The sequence below is a fragment of the Lysinibacillus sp. CNPSo 3705 genome (assembly GCF_028674935.1).
Classification (GTDB): domain Bacteria; phylum Bacillota; class Bacilli; order Bacillales_A; family Planococcaceae; genus Lysinibacillus.
Genome location: NZ_JAQZSD010000015.1, coordinates 13,578 through 31,901, shown reverse-complemented (window position 1 = coordinate 31,901; position 18,324 = coordinate 13,578). Strand labels below are relative to the sequence as shown.

The 18,324-nt window shown below is 38.7% G+C and carries 13 protein-coding genes; 10 read left to right on the top strand and 3 right to left on the bottom strand.

Annotated elements, in window-relative coordinates; all coding sequences use genetic code 11:
- Position 1 precedes the first annotated feature (1 nt).
- The 5 genes from PVA17_RS08660 (at position 2) to PVA17_RS08640 (ending at position 5,272) form a co-directional block, all read left to right on the top strand.
- Positions 2–1,141 carry a glycerate kinase gene (locus PVA17_RS08660; RefSeq protein WP_274067462.1) on the top strand — a complete coding sequence of 380 codons (1,140 nt, stop codon included), beginning with the start codon at positions 2–4 and terminating at the stop codon, positions 1,139–1,141.
- Entirely contained in the window at positions 1,142–2,488 is a 1,347-nt protein-coding gene (locus tag PVA17_RS08655) for a GntP family permease (RefSeq protein ID WP_274067461.1), read from the top strand.
- 239 nt (positions 2,489–2,727) lie between these two features.
- On the top strand, positions 2,728–3,936 hold the full coding sequence (locus PVA17_RS08650; RefSeq protein ID WP_274067460.1) for an MBL fold metallo-hydrolase: 1,209 nt from the start codon (positions 2,728–2,730) through the stop codon (positions 3,934–3,936).
- Positions 3,923–4,171, top strand: a complete 249-nt coding sequence (locus PVA17_RS08645; RefSeq protein ID WP_132364033.1) for a DUF3006 domain-containing protein — start codon at positions 3,923–3,925, stop codon at positions 4,169–4,171. Before PVA17_RS08650 ends, PVA17_RS08645 begins: the two co-directional genes overlap by 14 nt.
- A 312-nt stretch (positions 4,172–4,483) precedes the next feature.
- Positions 4,484–5,272 (top strand): HAD family hydrolase, encoded by a 789-nt coding sequence (locus tag PVA17_RS08640; RefSeq protein WP_274067459.1) that lies wholly within the window; start codon positions 4,484–4,486, stop codon positions 5,270–5,272.
- A 510-nt stretch (positions 5,273–5,782) separates the two neighbouring features.
- Here the strand turns inward: PVA17_RS08640 and serA are convergent.
- Complete coding sequence (gene serA, locus PVA17_RS08635; protein WP_132364031.1) at positions 5,783–7,390, bottom strand: phosphoglycerate dehydrogenase; 1,608 nt, start codon at positions 7,388–7,390, stop codon at positions 5,783–5,785.
- Positions 7,391–8,195: 805 nt separating this feature from the next.
- On the opposite strand from serA, the gene PVA17_RS08630 reads away from it, so the two are divergent.
- A complete protein-coding gene (locus PVA17_RS08630; RefSeq protein WP_274067491.1) occupies positions 8,196–9,854 on the top strand; it encodes an FAD-binding dehydrogenase in 1,659 nt (552 codons plus the stop codon).
- A 116-nt stretch (positions 9,855–9,970) separates the two neighbouring features.
- Here the strand turns inward: PVA17_RS08630 and trhO are convergent, their stop codons facing one another.
- Positions 9,971–10,942, bottom strand: coding sequence for an oxygen-dependent tRNA uridine(34) hydroxylase TrhO (gene trhO, locus PVA17_RS08625; RefSeq protein WP_274067458.1), 972 nt, complete (start codon positions 10,940–10,942; stop codon positions 9,971–9,973).
- Between the two features lie 578 nt (positions 10,943–11,520).
- Here trhO and PVA17_RS08620 point away from each other — a divergent pair.
- Positions 11,521–12,303, top strand: coding sequence for an enoyl-CoA hydratase (locus PVA17_RS08620; protein ID WP_274067457.1), 783 nt, complete (start codon positions 11,521–11,523; stop codon positions 12,301–12,303).
- 96 nt (positions 12,304–12,399) lie between these two features.
- Here PVA17_RS08620 and PVA17_RS08615 read toward each other — a convergent pair whose 3' ends face one another.
- Complete coding sequence (locus PVA17_RS08615) at positions 12,400–12,585, bottom strand: YhzD family protein (protein WP_132364027.1); 186 nt, start codon at positions 12,583–12,585, stop codon at positions 12,400–12,402.
- Positions 12,586–13,059: 474 nt separating this feature from the next.
- On the opposite strand from PVA17_RS08615, the gene PVA17_RS08610 reads away from it, so the two are divergent.
- The 3 genes from PVA17_RS08610 to yhaM are packed head-to-tail and all read left to right on the top strand — an operon-like array spanning position 13,060 to position 18,106.
- Positions 13,060–14,274 (top strand): metallophosphoesterase family protein, encoded by a 1,215-nt coding sequence (locus PVA17_RS08610; protein ID WP_132364026.1) that lies wholly within the window; start codon positions 13,060–13,062, stop codon positions 14,272–14,274.
- Between the two features lie 5 nt (positions 14,275–14,279).
- A complete protein-coding gene (locus tag PVA17_RS08605) occupies positions 14,280–17,171 on the top strand; it encodes an ATP-binding protein (protein ID WP_274067456.1) in 2,892 nt (963 codons plus the stop codon).
- Positions 17,168–18,106: a 3'-5' exoribonuclease YhaM gene (yhaM, locus tag PVA17_RS08600; protein WP_132364024.1), complete on the top strand. Its 939-nt coding sequence runs from the start codon at positions 17,168–17,170 to the stop codon at positions 18,104–18,106. Before PVA17_RS08605 ends, yhaM begins: the two co-directional genes overlap by 4 nt.
- Positions 18,107–18,324 lie beyond the last annotated feature (218 nt).

The window sequence follows — 18,324 nt, the reverse complement described above, 5'->3', positions numbered from 1 at the left end:
AATGAAAGTCGTTATTAGTCCAGATTCCTATAAGGGCACTTTATCGGCCATCGAGGTGGCTAATGCAATGCAGGCAGGAATCATGGATGTTAATCAATCGATTGAAACAATTATTCTTCCCGTTGCAGACGGTGGAGAAGGTACACTAGTATCACTTATCGCCTCAACAGATGGTCGATATATTTCACAATATGTACTTGACCCATTGGGGAGAGAGATTGAAGCAAAATATGGTGTTCTCGGTGATAATGAAACATGTGTAATTGAAATGGCTCAAGCATCCGGTATTATGCTGTTACGGGAGAAAGAAAAAAATCCTGAGCTTGCATCAACGTATGGAACGGGACAGCTTATAAAGGCTGCTCTTGATGCAGGATTTAGGAAGTTTATTATCGGAATTGGCGGCAGTGCTACAAATGATGCTGGTGTAGGTATGTTAAAGGCACTTGGACTTCAATTTAAAAAAGAAGACGGCACTTTAATTTCCGAGGGGGTGTCATCACTATTAGATTTAGCTTTAATTGATGCTAGTCAGCTAGACGCTCGATTGAATGAAACGCAATTTATTATTGCATGTGATGTAGACAATCCACTAATTGGAGATTGTGGGGCAACAGCTATTTTTGGACCTCAAAAAGGTGTGAAGGAGCATCAAATAGCTTATTTTGATAGCTGCCTAAAGCGGTTTGCAGATATTATTGAAAAACAATTTAGCATTCGACTACATGACTTCAAAGGGGCGGGTGCGGCAGGGGGAATGGGAGGTGCATTAGTAGCCTTTTTAAACGGTAGTTTTCATGCGGGCATTGATATTGTAATTGATGCAGTGCAGCTAAAAAAACATTTAGAAGGTGCTGGTTTTGTTATTACAGGTGAAGGTAAATCGGATTGTCAAACATTGCATGGAAAGGCGCCTTTAGGGGTAGCGAAGGTAGCAAAATTAGCAAATGCACAGGCTATTTTGTTGTCAGGGGCTATTGATGAAATTGATAAACCTGCGCTACTAAACTACTTTAATGTTGTTGAGTCATTAGTAGATGAGAAGATTAGTGTTCAGCAGGCAATGCAAAAGCCTTATGAATTTATTCGTCTAAAAACAAAAAGGATATTTGAGTATTACGTACAAATGGGGGATGAGTAAATGTTGTTCATCATTATTTTAATAGGGGTATTGTTTGTTGTATTTGGAACAGCAAAGTTAAAGCTTCATCCATTTTTGGCCTTATTAATAAGCGCATTCTTTGTTGGAATTGTTTCGGGAATGCCTTTATTAACAGTGATTGAAAGCATTAACACCGGCTTTGGTGGGTTGATGACAAGCATCGGTTTAGTTATTATAGCAGGTACAATAATTGGTTTAATATTAGAAAAATCAGGGGCAGCTTATCGAATGGCAGAAGTGGTATTACGAGTTGTTGGTCCAAAGCGTCCTCAATTAGCAATGTCATTAATCGGTTATATCGTCTCTATCCCAGTCTTTTGTGATTCAGGCTTTATTATTTTATCGAGCTTACAGAAATCTTTAGCTAAGCGTGCTAATGTAACAATTGCTTCGATGGCTGTAGCTTTAGCGACAGGGCTTTTCGCTACACATGTATTAGTACCGCCAACACCAGGGCCAATTGCTGCAGCTGGAAATATCGGTGCATCAGATTATTTAGGAACAGTTATTGTTATCGGGTTGATAGTAGCGATTCCAGCAACATTTGTAGGGTATTTATGGTCGGTGAAAGTAGCGACAAAAATTCGCGTACCAGAAGATGAAGTAGAAGCATTAGATTATGAGGAAGTCATAAAATCTTTTGGTAAAATGCCATCAACGTTTAAAGCATTTTTACCTATTGTACTACCTATCGTATTAATTGGTATTGGTTCGATTGCTGCATTAGTTGGTGATCCAGAATCGACATTAAATGTGATTTTCAGATTTCTAGGATCTCCAACAGTTGCTTTATTTTTAGGTGTCTTAGCAGCATTTTTGTTATTACCAGAAATTAGTGAAAATACGTTAACTGGTTGGATTGGTGAAAGTTTAAAAGAAGCAGCTCCTATTTTATTAATTACTGGAGCAGGCGGTTCATTTGGTACAGTAATAAAAAATGCTGGTGTTGGGGAAATGCTGCAAGAAATGGATTTAGGCATGTTTGCTTCAGGAAGCCTATTCCTCATTGTGCCATTTATCGTAGCAGCAGCATTGAAAACAGCTCAGGGGTCTTCAACGACAGCACTTGTTATTACATCTACACTTGTAGCACCAATGTTAGCCACACTTGGAATTGGAGGAGCGATACCGTTAGCATTAGTAGTCATGGCGATAGGTGCTGGGGCAATGACAGTTAGCCATGTCAATGATAGTTTCTTCTGGGTGATTACACAGTATAGCGGAATGGAAGTGACACAAGCATACAAAGCGCAAACAGTTGCAACCTTACTACAAGGGCTAGTCACTATTGTCGTAACAATGATCTTATGGTGGATTTTAGTTTAACTTCTTTCAGCAATTATTTTATGTAACGAAAGCAAAAGCGACAGATATAGAAATCTCCCATCTCTTTAGGTGGTGAGATGAATCAGATTTTAAATTAATTTTCAGCGGGTATCTCAATGTGCAAGTACAAAACCGAATCTGAACGCAATTGTGCCGAGGCATAATTGATTAGACATAGAGAGCAGCCCATGGGTAGCTCTCTTTTTTGTATAATAGAAAAATAGAAAGGAAGTAAGTAGATGAAAAAATTAATAGTAATGCTCTTTTGTATTTTTTTATTAGCAGGCTGTACGGAAACATTAAATACGAAAAAAGTAGCCGTCACTGCAGGACATGAAATGCGTGTACATTTTATTGATGTAGGACAAGGAGATTCGATTTTTCTTGAATCCCCAAACGGCAAGACAATGCTTGTTGATGGAGGGGTTAAAGGTGCTGGTCAAAAGGTTGTCTCATATTTGAAGGAGCTTGGTGTGAACAAGCTTGATATAGTGGTCGCAACCCATCCTGATGCAGACCATATTGGTGGTTTAATTCCTGTGTTGAACTCGATAGATATAGGACAATTTTATGATTCAGGGAAGGTACATACATCTCAAACTTTTGAAGAGATGCTGACACTAATTGATACAAAGAATATTCCTTATAATGTTCCAAAAACAGGGGATAGTATAGCGTTTGATGATGATATTAATGTGAAGGTGTTAAATGCCAATGAGCATGCAACAGATAATAATGATGCTTCCATTGTCTTAAAAGTTACTTATGGCAATGTATCATTTTTATTAACAGCCGACGCAGGAATAGCGTTAGAAAAAGAGATGATGCAGAACGATGTGAAAGCAACGATTTTAAAGGCAGGTCATCATGGCTCTAATACGAGTAGCTCTGCGGAGTTCATTCAGAAAGTACATCCTGAGGTGACAATTTTAAGCTATGGAGAGGGCAATAAGTATGGTCATCCGCATGCTGAAGTAGTTGAGCGTTTACAAGTACTTGGCAGTAAAATTTACGCAACTGCAGAAGCAGGGACTGTTATCGTCTCAACAGATGGGGTAAACTATGACGTGAATTCAAAAGAATGGTCTGGATCAATTGCCTCAGCACCACAAAAAACTAGTTCAAGTGTCTCAGCGCCAAAAACGACTAGTGCAAGTGTTGAGATTGTTAGTAAGGACTTAATCGAAGAAATTGTAGGCATTAAAAATAATGGTAATGAAGCAGTGTCTTTAAAAGATTGGCAGCTTATATCGATTGAAGGGAATCAAGTTTTTAACTTCCCGAATGTAACATTGCAGCCAGGGAAGACGATTTATGTCACAAGTGGCTCGAATGCACGAGACGGTCAAAATTATTTGAAATGGACAAAGAAACAGATTTGGCTGAACGATGGGGATGCTGCTCAATTACGTAATGCGAAAGGGGAACTTGTTAGTGAGCTCGACTAAATACACCTTAGACCGTATTGAAGATGGATATGCAGTTTTTTTGAAGTACCCAGAGGAAGAGGAACAGCTAATCATTTTACAGTCTGCCATGAATAAAACAGTACAGGTTGGCGATCGCGTGCTTATTGAAGAAATGGATGGCATCTATCAAATTGAAATTTTAAAAGAAGAAACTGAGCAGAAAAAGGTAGAAATACAAAGCTTAATGGATAGATTGCGTAAGAAAAAACAATAGTTCAAGAGTGAAGAAGTATCACTTGAAGATGGAGATGAAATTTGTTAAAGCGTATGCCATATGATCGCTCGACTTGTTGGGGATTAGCAATAAAGGAACGAAGGCTAAAAGCATCCCGTCCTGTGATAACAGCTTAGTGACCAACATCGTGCGGCTGTCGCTTCGTTGGCACTACGCTTTCGCACCTCTCTTTATGGAGATGAGCCAATTTTTACAGGCCAACTCGAGCACGAGAATGCCTAAAACGCTATGCTAAATATTTTGAATATATGCTAAAATAATTATACTAATAGGAAGCTAGGAGCTGACACAATGTCAATTAACACAATTATTTTTGATTTAGATGATACGCTATTATGGGATAAAAAATCCGTTAAAACAGCATTTGAGAAAACATGTGAATATGCAGCAACAATACATAATGTAGATGCGGCTGAGTTAGAGGAATCTGTGCGTAAAGAAGCACGTGCACTTTACGAAGGCTACGAAACATATGATTATACGGTGTTAATCGGCATTAACCCATTTGAAGGACTTTGGGGAACATTTGATGATCCAACAGATTCCTTCCAAAAAATGAAAAATATCGTACCGGGCTATCGTACAGAAGCGTGGACAAAAGGCTTAGCAGCTCTTGGCATTGAGGATGCACAACTAGGGGCGGAGCTAGGGGAGCGCTTTGTCGCAGAGCGAAAAGTGTCACCATTCTTATATGAAGATACTTTTCATGTGCTAGACATGCTGAAAGGAAAGTATCAACTCATTTTACTGACAAATGGGGCACCAAGTTTACAAAATTTAAAACTGGAAATTACACCAGAAATCGCGCCATATTTTGACCATATTATTATCTCTGGGGACTTTGGCAAAGGGAAACCAGATGCGTCTATTTTCGAGTATGTAATGGAGAAAGCAGATATTACAGCAGACGATGCGATCATGGTAGGAGATAATTTGAATACGGATATTTTAGGTTCATCTCGTGTTGGTATGAGAAATGTTTGGATCAATCGTGAAAACAATACACCAAATGGTGTTGTCACTCCAACATATGAGGTTGATTCGTTAACTGCATTATTAGAACTTGTCAATAAGCTATAAGCAAAAATGTACTGATTTATCAAAGGATCAGTACATTTTTTAGTCTCTTGTGATACTAATTTAACCTCGGGGCTTACCTGCTTTTTTACGATAATAAATTTACATAATAGAGTAGAGCGTAAATAAGCCATATATAATCGTAGCGTGTATGGAATGCATCAGTAAATAGATAGCAAATAAAATACCTGCAAACAGTGGAGGCTAGGCGACTCCTTGGGGCTCATCGGACGCCCCAGGAAGCTTTGCTCTGTGCGAAAGCGAAGCGACAGCAACAAATGTTTTCTGTAGCGACAGCAACAAATGTTTTTCTGTAGCGAAAGCGAAGCGACAGCAACAAATGTTTTCTGTAGCGAAAGCGAAGCGTCAGCTACAAATGTTTTATCTGTGCGAAAGCGGAGCGGCAGCAACAAAGCGCCCAGTCGGAACGGAAATCAACCCTACGTTAAGATGATAATCTTCAAAAATAAAAAAGCAGAGAGTATTTGTACTCCCTGCTTATAAATCAATATATTATAGGTTAATCGCTTTTACTTCATCAATATTTTCAAGCTTCGCAACGAATGTTAAATCTTCTTCCGTTACAGCATTGTCGATTGTTAACATCATGACTGCTGTACCACCAACTTGTGCACGACCAACTTGCATTGTTGCGATGTTCACATCTTTTTCTGCTAGCTTTGTTGCTACGCGGCCGATTGCACCTGGTTTGTCAGTATTTTTAATGTAAAGAAGGTGACCTTGTGGAATAACGTCAACAACATAGTCTTCAACTTTAACAATACGTGCACCTAAACCATTTAATAATGTACCAGCAACTGTGTGTGTTTCGTTTACTGTTTTGATTTCAATCGTAATTAAGCTAGTGAAGCCTTTAGCAGTTGTAGTTTTATGCTCATTAATTTTCATACCGATGCGTTCAGATAAGTAGCGAGCATTTACGTCATTCACATGATTACCGTGGTTTTTAGCTAATAAGCCTTTTAAAGCGTTTGACGTTAATGGACGAACATCATAATTTGCTACGTCACCAGCATAAGATAAGTTGATTTCTTTTACAGGCTCAGTTGTAAGTTGAGATAAGAATGAGCCTAGTTTTTCAGCTAATTCAAAGAAAGGCTCGACTTGTGCTAGTAACTCTTTTGGAATAGATGGCATGTTTACTGGGTTAGTTACAGTACCTGTTTTATAAAATTTAATGATGTCGTTTGAAACGTCTACAGCTACAGACTCTTGTGCTTCAATTGTAGATGCACCTAAGTGAGGTGTTGCGATTACTTGTGGTAAAGTAAGTAGTTTGTGATCTGTTGCTGGCTCAGATACGAATACGTCTAGAGCAGCACCCGCTACTTTACCTTCTACGATTGCATCGTATAAATCATCCTCATTGATAATACCGCCACGTGCACAGTTAATGATACGCACACCATCTTTCATCATAGCGAATTTTTCTTTGTTAATAAGGTTGCGTGTTTCAGGAAGAAGCGGTGTGTGTACTGTAATGAAATCTGCAGTTGCACAAATTTCTTCAACTGTTGACTTTGTTACCCCTAACTCTTTAGCGCGTTCATCTGTTAGGAATGGATCGTATGCCATAACGTTCATGCGTTGACCTTTTGCACGATAAGCAACTTCAACACCGATACGACCGAAGCCTACAACACCTAGCGTTTTATTTTTAAGCTCCACCCCAACATAAGATTTACGATCCCATTTACCATTTTTAAGTGTATTGAATGCTTGTGGGATGTGACGAGCAAGTGAAGTCATCATTGCAATAGTGTGCTCAGCAGCAGAGTTAGTGTTACCGTCTGGTGCATTCACGACGATAATGCCGTGTTCAGTTGCCGCAGTTAGATCGATGTTGTCTACACCCACTCCAGCACGTCCGATAAGTTTTAAGTTTTTAGCCGCTTCAATTACTTCACGTGTTACCGTTGTTTGAGAACGTACTAGTAAAACATCTACATCCGCAATTTTTGCGATTAATTCTTCTGGTGCAAGGCCAGTATCAACAATGATATTTAAGTCTAAATCTTGTTCTTGTCGTAGTGGGAAAATACCATCTTCACTTAGTGGGTCAGCGATAAATACGTTAATTGTTTTTGTTGCAGTAGTCATTTGTAATTAGCTCCTTTTAATTAAAAATTTTTTAGAGTTCTTTATATACGAAACAGTCTGAATTTTGTAAAACTAAATATTTTACAGCATGCAAACAATCTCCTTTCTAAAAAACAATAAAAAAGCCTTCCGCGCCTTACAAACACAAAGATTGTGTTGTAAGGGGCGAAAGGCTGAATAAACATTGGTTCGCGGTACCACCCTTAATCACTGCTTGAAAGATTTCTAGCAGTCTTAGCAATATGCGTAACGTGCATGTGACGGATAAGCTTACTTTGGAGATGTTCGGCTTATCTATTCAGGAGTGGAACTATTATCGTAGAAATCGCTGATTTACACCAACCATCAGCTCTCTTTGGATTCTCTTGCGACTAGCATGTCTCCGTCGTTATATTTTCGTGTGATTAAATTTGTTAACATCATAATCCTTATTGTTCACCTTTGTCAACAATATTTCTAAAAAATATTAAAAATCTTGACTTTGAAAGTCTGGAAAGGGACTAGAGGCGAACGTTATATTGTTTTTATTTAATCATCGTTCGTCTTTTTAGAAAGGACAATGAAAGCGCTGCCGATAGATGCTAAGTCTGATTACATGGGCGTTCAACAAATATTTGAGGTCGAAAATTATACGGAAATATATTGGTGTTAAATGGATTATGTGAATAATAACTTTCTTTGTTTAGTGGAAGAAAGCGAACGTTTTTTCTTGTCACATTTTTGTCAAATTTATAATGTGTAGAAGGTAAACGGTCCTTTAGAGAAGAATGTAAGTAATGAAAGATTGATTTTTAGGGGGTATTGACTGATGTATGATGTAGCAATTGTCGGTGCGGGACTGGCAGGATTAGTAGCTGCCTGTGAGTTAGCAGATGCAAAGAAAAAAATTGTTTTAGTAGATCAAGAACCTGAAAATTCAATGGGAGGACAGGCATTCTGGTCCTTTGGCGGTATATTTTTAGTAAATTCACCCGAGCAAAGAAGGCTTGGTATTAAGGATAGTAAAGAGCTTGCGTGGCAAGATTGGCAAGGAACGGCTGGCTTTGATCGCTTGGAGGATGAAGATTCGTGGGCGTATAAATGGGCCAAAGCTTATGTTGAATTTGCAGCTGGTGAAAAATATAGTTGGTTAAAGTCTATAGGTATTAAGTTTTTCCCTGTCGTCGGTTGGGCAGAACGTGGTGGATCATTAGCAGGCGGCCACGGAAATTCGGTTCCTAGATTTCATATTGTTTGGGGAACTGGGCCAGGCATTGTAAAGCCTTTTGCTGAAAAAGTGAAAAAGGCCGTAAAAGATGGATATATAGATTTTAAACCAAGACATCGTGTTGATGAGTTTATTCAACAAGATGGAAGGATTACAGGGATTAGTGGAACAGTGTTGGCTGAAAGCTATGCAATTCGCGGTGAAAAAAGCTCTAGGCTAGGTATTGGTGAATTTTCTTATGAAGCGGGAGCGGTTATTGTGGCGAGCGGTGGGATAGGGGCAAATTTTGATTTAATCAGAAAAAATTGGCCTGCTCGACTAGGTACACCACCGAAAAATATGATCAGTGGTGTACCTGCTTATGTAGATGGCAGAATGTTAGAAATTACTGAGCATGCGGGGGGACGTATCGTTAATCGAGACCGCATGTGGCATTATACAGAAGGCTTGAAAAATTGGGACCCTATTTGGCCAAATCACGGCATTCGAATTTTACCCGGCCCTTCTTCATTATGGTTTGATGCAGAAGGCAATCGATTTGGAGCACCAAATTTTCCGGGTTTTGATACGTTAAGCACATTAGAGGCAATTCAAAAAACAGGTTATGATTACTCATGGTTTATTTTAACTGAAAAAATTATTGAAAAAGAATTTGCATTATCAGGCTCTGAACAAAATCCTGATTTAACAAATAAACGTATTAGTGATGTTCTGAAACGTGTTTTGCCAGGAGCACCAGGTCCAATTCAGGCATTTAAAAATCATGGTGAAGATTTTGTGATTGCCAACGATTTAAAGGATTTAGTTGCAGGGATGAACAAGCTGGCTGGTAATGATCTTCTTGATTTTATCAAAATAAAAGAGCAAATTTTAGCAAGGGATCGTGAAATGGACAATAAATTTACAAAAGACTTACAGGTTAATGCTATTCATGGCGCAAGAAACTATGTTGGTGATAAATTTGTGCGCGTTGCGAAGCCTCATAAAATATTAGATCCCCGAAATTGGCCCCTTATTGCGGTACGTTTAAATATTTTAACGCGGAAAACATTAGGAGGCTTACAGACAAATTTGAATGGTGCAGTGTTAGGAATAAATAATCAGCCTGTCCCGGGTTTATTTGCAGCTGGGGAAGTTAGTGGTTTTGGCGGTGGCGGTGTACATGGTTACCGTGCTTTAGAAGGGACATTTGTTGGTGGTTGTTTATTTAGTGGCCTACAGGTAGGGCGTTACTTAGCTAAAGGGGTGCTCGGGTAAGACAAGAAAGTGATTAGGTGCCATGTGAAATCGCTCGGGTACTAAAAATATCTGCTTAGGTAAATGCACGAAAAATATGAAAGAGCATCACCACAAATGGATGATGCTCTTTTTTCTTATAAAGAGGAATTTTGCACTTCAGCGATTTTAATTATTTGTTCCTCAATTTGCTCTTTTGTCCAACCATTCTCTTCAACGAAAAAGTTGCGTTTTGCACGGCGACATTCGTCTGAACAGCTACGCATATAGAAGGCTTCATGCTTTTCCTCGCACAGCATTAATTTATGGCATTCGGGATTTGCGCAGTTTGTATAACGTTCTGTCGGTTCACCAGTGAAGAAATCCTTGCCGACAATAACATGCTCAACCTGATTAATCGGTACACTACGACGTCGATCAAAGACAAACATTTGCCCATCCCATAATTGACCTTTTACCTCAGAATCTTTAGCATACGTGGCAATTCCACCATGTAACTGACCTACACTTTCTCCATAGCCTTCACGTTTTAACCAACCAGAGAATTTTTCACAGCGAATACCACCCGTGCAGTAAGTTAAAATTTTCTTATTAGCAAAATCCTCTTTATGAGCCTCCATCCAAGCTGGTAAATCACGGAAGTTTTCAATATCTGGACGCACTGCACCACGGAAATGTCCGAGGTCATATTCATAATCATTACGTGCATCTATAACTACTGTATTATCTTCCTGCATACGCTCCATAAATTCCTTTGGTGATAAATAATCCCCTGTTATTTCTAAAGGATTAATATCATCTTTTAAACCAAGGTGTACAATCTCTCGACGAGGGCGCACATGCATCTTTTTAAAGGTATGCCCTTCAGCTTCATCAATTTTCCACATTATATCGCTAAAACGAGGATCTGCCTTCATATGATTCATATATGCTTCAGTTTGCTCGACTGTACCTGAAACCGTCCCGTTAATACCCTCATATCCAACTAAAATACGGCCAAGAAGCCCGATTTCTTGACAAACTGCTAAATGTTCCTCTGCGAATGCTACAGGGTCTTCAATAGCTATATATTTATAATAAAGTAATACACGATAGTCTTTCTGTGTCACAATTATTAACCACCTTTAAATCAATATTCGTCCGTGAACTACCCACCACTTAAAACCTAACAGTTTTTGAAGTGGGGGCTTCTCGACTCATCGTTGCTTTTAGTAGCCAACGAAAACTGACCGAGCTATCCCTCTTGTTCCAAAAGTTCTTTTGTTATACTAACGCTAATAGGCGCAATTCTTCTTGTTTCATGTTGATGGCGGCATTTCAGTCTCTGTCTGCTACAAACCTACAATCACAAGAGAAAGGGACTCCATTACTTGACCACACACCTTATTTTCTAATAAAAGTATTCATGGATTTTGATATTTCGGGGATAAAACAACCTTTCATCTATCTAAAGCTGATTATATCATGTCATGTCAAAAAAAAGAGACTTCTTTCGCCTACACCTAACCGAAATCATCTCCCGCTTTCACTAGTACTGTCCCCCCCCCACGTTTAGAAGTGGAAGACTTCTTTCAGAGGGAAGTTAAATATAGCATATAAAGTGCTATTTTGCGTGGGAGAGAAGGAGTTTTCTAAAAAAACACGAATAATAGATAGTGAATGACTATTCATATTTGGGGGTATTGGGATGGAATTTTCAACAATTACACTAGAAAAATTAGATCGCCGTGCAACATTAACATTAAATCGACCACATGCCATGAACGCCATGGACGATGTGATGATGCGTGAACTAGCAGAATGCTTCGAAGCACTGCAACAAGAACAAGAAATACAAATTCTTGTTATTCGTGGGGAAGGGAAGGTCTTTTCCGCAGGTGGCGATATTAAAGCGATGCTAGATTCAAATAAGCCACTTGATATTCATAATGCAATGGTTTATTTAACACGTATTGTCAAGGCATATTATCAGCTACCGATGATCGTCATTGCAGCAGTTCATGGGGCGTCAGCTGGATTAGGCTTTAGTCTAGCGTTAGGAGCAGACATAGTTGTGGCATGTGAAAATAGTAAGCTCGCTATGAATTTCATAGGTATAGGGCTCATCCCAGATGGTGGCGGTCATTTCTTTATGAAGGAACGAGTGGGTACTGTTAAAGCTAAGCAAATGATTTGGGAAGGCAAAGTATTAACTGCATCGGAAGCGCATGATGAAGGGTTAATTGACTATGTTGCACCAGATGGGACTGTTTTTGCGATTACTGACCAACTAGTCGGAAAAATGCTTGCTTCTCCAATTGCATCGATGATTACGACTAAAAAAATTCTTCATGCTCAAAATTTATCGCAATTAGAGAGTGTTTTATCAATGGAAGCAGCGGGGCAAGCAGCGATGCGTAAAACGGCTGATCATTTAGAGGGAATCCAGGCGTTTGTAGAGAAAAGAGCACCTGCCTTTGTAGGAAAATAAATTTAACTACTTCTTTCAGTGGGCGTCCAAACACCCGCTAAAAGGAAGTGAAAAGGCGCGTAGTAAGCTTTTCTACGCGCCTTTTAATAGCCATTTTTAGACATGAAATAAAATTAATTTACCTGAGGAGTTCACAAGGCGATGAGTTTTGTTGGCAACACCTTTTTCTTCGATTTGTTGTAGACCGTTGATTTTTGCAGCCTCATCGTTTTCGAATGTCCATGTTTCATCAAATAATGTTTCCCCAGTTTTTTCAAAAGCTGTAAAACGATAATTCTCCATACAAACCCCACCCTTTTACTTAATATATATCTATTATACATAGAAGATTTATAAACTTCACGGTAAAACTAGCGAAAATTTCGATAAATTATGAAAGTTATGGGAAATTTGAGGCAATACTATAAATGAACATTCTTTGAATACATTTCTCAACTAGCGTGAAGTATGATAAAATAGAACAAATATTCGGTTTCGACGTAATTCACGAATATCTCATGATAAAAATGAGGTAAATAGCAATTGGTAAATTGTTGGAGTTTTGATACTAATGTGGTTCATCACCAAAGGTTGTGAATGACTTCAGGAAGCTTTGCACTGTACGTAAGCGAAGCGTGAGCACAAGGCGCTCAGTCGGAACGGCAATCGACCACACGTTTTTGTGATGATCCTCTAATGTACTGAAGTATTTACTGCATTGCGAGTGATGAAAGAATGACGACAAGATATAGATTATTTATTACTTGAGGTGATTGGATGTCAGCAATTCGTTTTTTTCATATGGCGGATTTACATTTAGATAGTCCGTTTAAGGGCTTATTTGGTTTACCAGAGCAAAACTTCAAAAAGATTCGAACGAGTACATTTGAAGCTTTTGATAAAATTATTCAAAAAGCTATTCAGGAGAAACCTGATTTTTTACTGATCGTCGGTGATATATATGATGGCGAAAATCGTAGCTTGCAGGCACAAAGAAGATTTCAAGAGGCAATGGAAAGACTCTTTCAGCATAATATCCCGGTCATTTTAAGCTATGGTAATCACGATCACTTAAATGGTGCATGGACCCGCTTTGCTTTACCGAGCAACGTTTATGAATTACCAGCTGAAACAAGTGTTGTGCAATTAAAAATACGTGGTCAGCAAGTTAATATTTATGGCTTCAGCTATAGTGACCGTCATATAACGAAATCAATGATTGATAGTTATCCTATTGCACAGGACGAACATGCGATTCATATTGGTATGCTTCATGGTAGTGAAGCTAGTGATACCTCACATGCTGTTTATGCACCGTTCACAAAAGATCAACTTCTTGAAAAAAACTATCATTATTGGGCTTTAGGGCATATTCATAAACGACAACTTTTACATCAAAATCCACCGATTGTTTATCCAGGCAATATTCAAAGCCGACATCGGAAAGAGCAGGGGATAAAAGGTTTCTATGACGTAACCTTGTCACAAACCTCTACTGATTTGGAATTTGTACCTACATCTGCTGTTGTTTATAACACGGTAGAGATTGATTGTACGAATGTGTTTCATGCAAATGAACTCCTTAAAAAATGTGAAGAAGCACTGATGTTTAATCGTCAAGAATATGGGGCATCTGTTGTTGAACTACATTTGAAAAATATAGATGAACAATCACAATCTTTATTTGAGCATGCTACAGTTGATGCATGGCTAGAAACAATTCGAGAAGCTGAGGATGGGATTGAACCGATGTGCTGGGTACAAAAGCTTGTGTTACATCAATCATCCGTATTGTATGAGCATACTGCTGCGACTGAATCGGTGATGAATCTAATGGAGCAATGGGACATTTCTGAATGGAAGGATATTTTAAAGGAATTATACCAACATGCGGGTGGTGCAAGACTGATCGAGCCTTTAACAGAACAGGACATTAAAAATTTAATGCACAACGCGCAAGAATTATTAGCAGAAGAAATTCAAAGGGTGTGAATAACATGCTAACGATACAAAAAATCCAAATATATGGCTTTGGTAAGCATGAAAACATCACCATTACTTTACACGAAGGCGTTACCATTTTTTATGGTATGAATGAGGCGGGTAAAACGACCATTCAACAGTTTATTTTACAAATGCTTTTCGGATTTCCGACGAGACAGCAGACACAGCGCAAATATGAGCCGAAAGTATCGACGAAATTCGGTGGTCAGCTAACAATTGGGCATCCAACGTATGGGCAATGCACGATAGAACGCATTAAAGGAAAGGCGGCTGGGGACGTTACAGTTTATCTAGAAGACGGAACAATTGGACATGAGGAACTTTTAGCAAAACTATTATATGGTTATTCAAAGGCCTCCTTTGAGTCTATATTCTCCTTTTCATTACATGAACTACAAGGCATTGAAAAAATGTCAGAAGAAGAGCTCACGCATTTGTTGCTTGCCTCTGGGACAACAGGGATTCAACAGCTATCGTTTTTAGAAAAGAAGATGGACAAAGAGGCTGGTGAGCTTTTTAAAAAAACAGGCAAAGTGCCACTCATTAATCAAAAATTGGAGCATGTGAAAAAGCTAGAACGCACAATTAAACAAGAACAAAGTAATATTCAGACCTTTGAGGATAAATTATTACAATTACAACAGCTCGATCAAAGGCTAGAAGAGTTATATAGTCAGCAAAAAACACAGCAGCAAAATTGGCAGCGGCTTACAATTCTCCAGCAGGCTATGCCGCTTTTAAAACAGCAAAAAGCTTTCGAGCAGACGCGAAAAAACTATGAACATGTTCAGTTTCCGCCGGAAGGGATCCGACGTTATGAGCAATTAAAGGATCGGCTTTTGCATGAAACATTACAATTGCAGCAGCTAAACGAGCAGTATCAGGAACTACAAAATAAGCTTCAATTAACGGTTGACGAGCAGGCTATTACTGATATGTCTAGACTTTTAAATAGGGAAGCAACATGGAATCAGTTAGTTGTTAAGGAACAGAACTTAATGGATGAGCTGTATTTAATTGAGCAAGAAATAGAAGCACAGTTTCGTTTGTTAGGTGTTCAGGAAAAAACGGCGCAGGATATTTTGCTCGAGGAAACAGTGTCATTACAGCAAGAAGAACAGTTTCAACAACAGTTAAGCCTATTAGAAGAAGCAGAAGAAGAGCTGAAATTTCATTTGCGTTCGTTGGAGCAACTACATGCAGAATTAGATACAATTGCGCAACTAAAACAACAGCTTCAGCAGGAGTCATTATCAACAGAGGAAGAACATATTTTAGCACAGTGGCCTCAACGTAAGCGAAAGCTTGAACAATTGCGCTTTGGAAGGTCGCAACGCTCAAAACAACAACAACCAAGTATTGTTATATTTATTGTGTTAGCTATAAGTATGCTTTCGTTTATTTATGGTGTTATGGAAAAAAAAATGGCTGTCGTCGTTGTAGGAGCGGTTATGTCGCTGTTCATTATTTTATATTTGAAATTTGCTAGACAAGCACATGAAGCGCCGAGTAAACAACAATATCAGCAATTACGTGAGTTAGAGCAGGAGGAAAATGTTGCTCAAGCCATCCTGCTGAAAAAACAAAAACTTGAAGATCGCTTGTTACATGTGAATGAGCAACAGCAAGAAAAAGAACGTCAATATGTGAAACTTGAATATAAAATTCAACGGGCTGAGCAGGTGAGTGAAGAGGCCACCCAGTCGCTTCAACATTTTTTAAGGAGCTATCGGATAGAGGGGAATATACCGAAAACATTATTACCAGAGCTGTTTATGCGCATTCGCGGTGCTCAAGAGTTAGCAGCAAAAAAGAGGAGTACATTTACTGTTCTACAAACGGTACAAGCGGAGAAAATCGAGTTCCTAGAACAAGTGCAGCGAGTCTTACAAGCAGATTATAGTGAGCAAGAAATCTTTATGCATTTACGTAATACATTCCTTACTTTACAGCAGGAGCAACAGGTATCCCAACAAGCAAAAGAGCAGCTGACTAGCCTTCAGACCAAAATTCAAGGTGTTCAATCACATATAGCCAGCTATGAGTCTGAAATTACTCAGTTATATAATGCTGCAAATGTTCAAACAGAGAAGGCATATTATGAAACGCATGAACAATTTGAGCAACAACAAAAAATAACAACAGAACTTCAAGCCATTCAGAGTCAGCTAGCCTCGCTGAATGTAGACAACGAACAGTCATTAATAGACGATAAACAGCTTAAAGAAAAACTACTTGCTTTAGAAGAAGAGCGTGGCGCAATGCGGGCAGCTATAGATCAATGCCTAGAACAACGCGCGACACTACAAATCCAAAAGGACAATCTTCTAAATGACGAGAAATATGGTCAATTACTTCAACAGTTTGAAGAGGAGAAATCAGTGCTGCAACAGCTTATCGGGCAATGGGCTACAAAAAAGGCATTGGCTACTGCGATTCATGAAACATTGTTCCGCCTAAGAGAAGAAAAACTACCCTATGTTTTGACAGAGGTTAATGCACTATTTAATTTGTTAACAGGTGGACGTTACGACAAGCTTTTAATTAATGATGAAGGCTATTTTGTGACACAGGATGTTTCTGGAGTACGTTATCAAATGGCAGAATTATCACAGGCTACGAAGGAGCAAGCGTATATTTCGTTGCGCATGGCACTAGCAAAAACACTGACAACTTCTGCTCCATTTCCATTTATTATGGACGATCCTTTTGTCCATTTTGATCGAAACCGTACAGACAAAATGGTACAATTAATGAAAGAAGTAGGATATGAACGTCAAATTTTATATTTTACTTGCCATGACGGGATGCTTGAGCATTGGCAGAAAGACCAAATAGTCAATGTTGGAGCACTAGCAAATGAAAGGGGAGTGGCGTCAACATGAAGGGTATTACGACGCTCCAGGTTGGAGAATCAGTTGATCAATTTTTATTAATTAAACAGGCGACAAAAGGAGTTACGACAGTTGGAAAGCCATTTATGTCACTGTTATTACAAGATAAAAGTGGAGATATTGAGGCAAAGCTATGGGATACAAATGATGATCATGAAAAAATGTATCACGCTGAGGCAATTGTCCGTGTAGGTGGGGAAATTCATGACTACCGTGGCAAAAACCAATTGCGTATAAAATCAATCCGTGTAGCAAAACCGGAGGAGGGAATTGCTATTAATGATTTAGTTCCTTCCTCAGCAACTCCAAAAGAAGAATTATATGAAGAATTGACGCAATTTTTCTTTGATATTAAAAATCCAAGTATTTCTCGTATTACACGAGCAGCTATTAAAAAACATCAGGATGCTATTTTAGTATATCCAGCTGCAACGAAAAATCATCATGATTATGCATCTGGTCTATTGGATCATATGGTGTCCATGTTAAGACTAGGAAAAGCAATTGCTGATTTATATCCTACATTAAATCGAGATTTGTTATATGCAGGAATTATTCTGCATGATATCGGTAAGGTTGTTGAGCTATCAGGCCCAGTTGCCACAATGTATACTGTTGAAGGGAATTTACTTGGTCATATTACGATTATGGTCAATGAAATTGCCAAGATTGCTAGTGAACTAGAGATCGAGGGCGAGGAAGTTATGCTATTGCAACATATGGTGCTATCTCACCACGGTAAAGAAGAATGGGGCAGCCCGAAAAAACCGATGATTCAAGAAGCGGAAATTTTACATTATATAGATAATATTGATGCAAAGATGAACATGCTAGCACGAGCATTAGGCAAAACAGCACCGGGAGAATTTACTGAACGATTATTTCCGCTGGATAATCGATCGTTTTATAAGCCGTCTATTAAATAAATGTAGATTTCTAGTTTCATAGTTGATTGGATTCGAGGCTGAGGATAGGTCATAGATGAGCTCCTTAGTAATGGAACGAAGGCTAAACCCTCTAACACCTTTGTAAAAAAGGAAAGAGAATTCATTTTAAGTAAACTTTATTCAAAATGAGTATGTGTTTTCAAGCTACTTTTTGTATATAAAAAGGGTTACGCCTGTATAAGCGTAACCCTTTTTCA

Bases quoted from the DNA above. Each gene is read 5' to 3' on its own strand.
- PVA17_RS08660 (WP_274067462.1), top strand. From the start codon at position 2: ATGAAAGTCGTTATTAGTCCAGATTCCTATAAGGGCACTTTATCGGCC.
- PVA17_RS08655 (WP_274067461.1), top strand. From the start codon at position 1,142: ATGTTGTTCATCATTATTTTAATAGGGGTATTGTTTGTTGTATTTGGA.
- PVA17_RS08650 (WP_274067460.1), top strand. From the start codon at position 2,728: ATGAAAAAATTAATAGTAATGCTCTTTTGTATTTTTTTATTAGCAGGC.
- PVA17_RS08640 (WP_274067459.1), top strand. From the start codon at position 4,484: ATGTCAATTAACACAATTATTTTTGATTTAGATGATACGCTATTATGG.
- serA (WP_132364031.1), bottom strand. From the start codon at position 7,390: ATGACTACTGCAACAAAAACAATTAACGTATTTATCGCTGACCCACTA.
- PVA17_RS08620 (WP_274067457.1), top strand. From the start codon at position 11,521: ATGGAATTTTCAACAATTACACTAGAAAAATTAGATCGCCGTGCAACA.
- PVA17_RS08615 (WP_132364027.1), bottom strand. From the start codon at position 12,585: ATGGAGAATTATCGTTTTACAGCTTTTGAAAAAACTGGGGAAACATTA.
- PVA17_RS08610 (WP_132364026.1), top strand. From the start codon at position 13,060: ATGTCAGCAATTCGTTTTTTTCATATGGCGGATTTACATTTAGATAGT.
- PVA17_RS08605 (WP_274067456.1), top strand. From the start codon at position 14,280: ATGCTAACGATACAAAAAATCCAAATATATGGCTTTGGTAAGCATGAA.
- yhaM (WP_132364024.1), top strand. From the start codon at position 17,168: ATGAAGGGTATTACGACGCTCCAGGTTGGAGAATCAGTTGATCAATTT.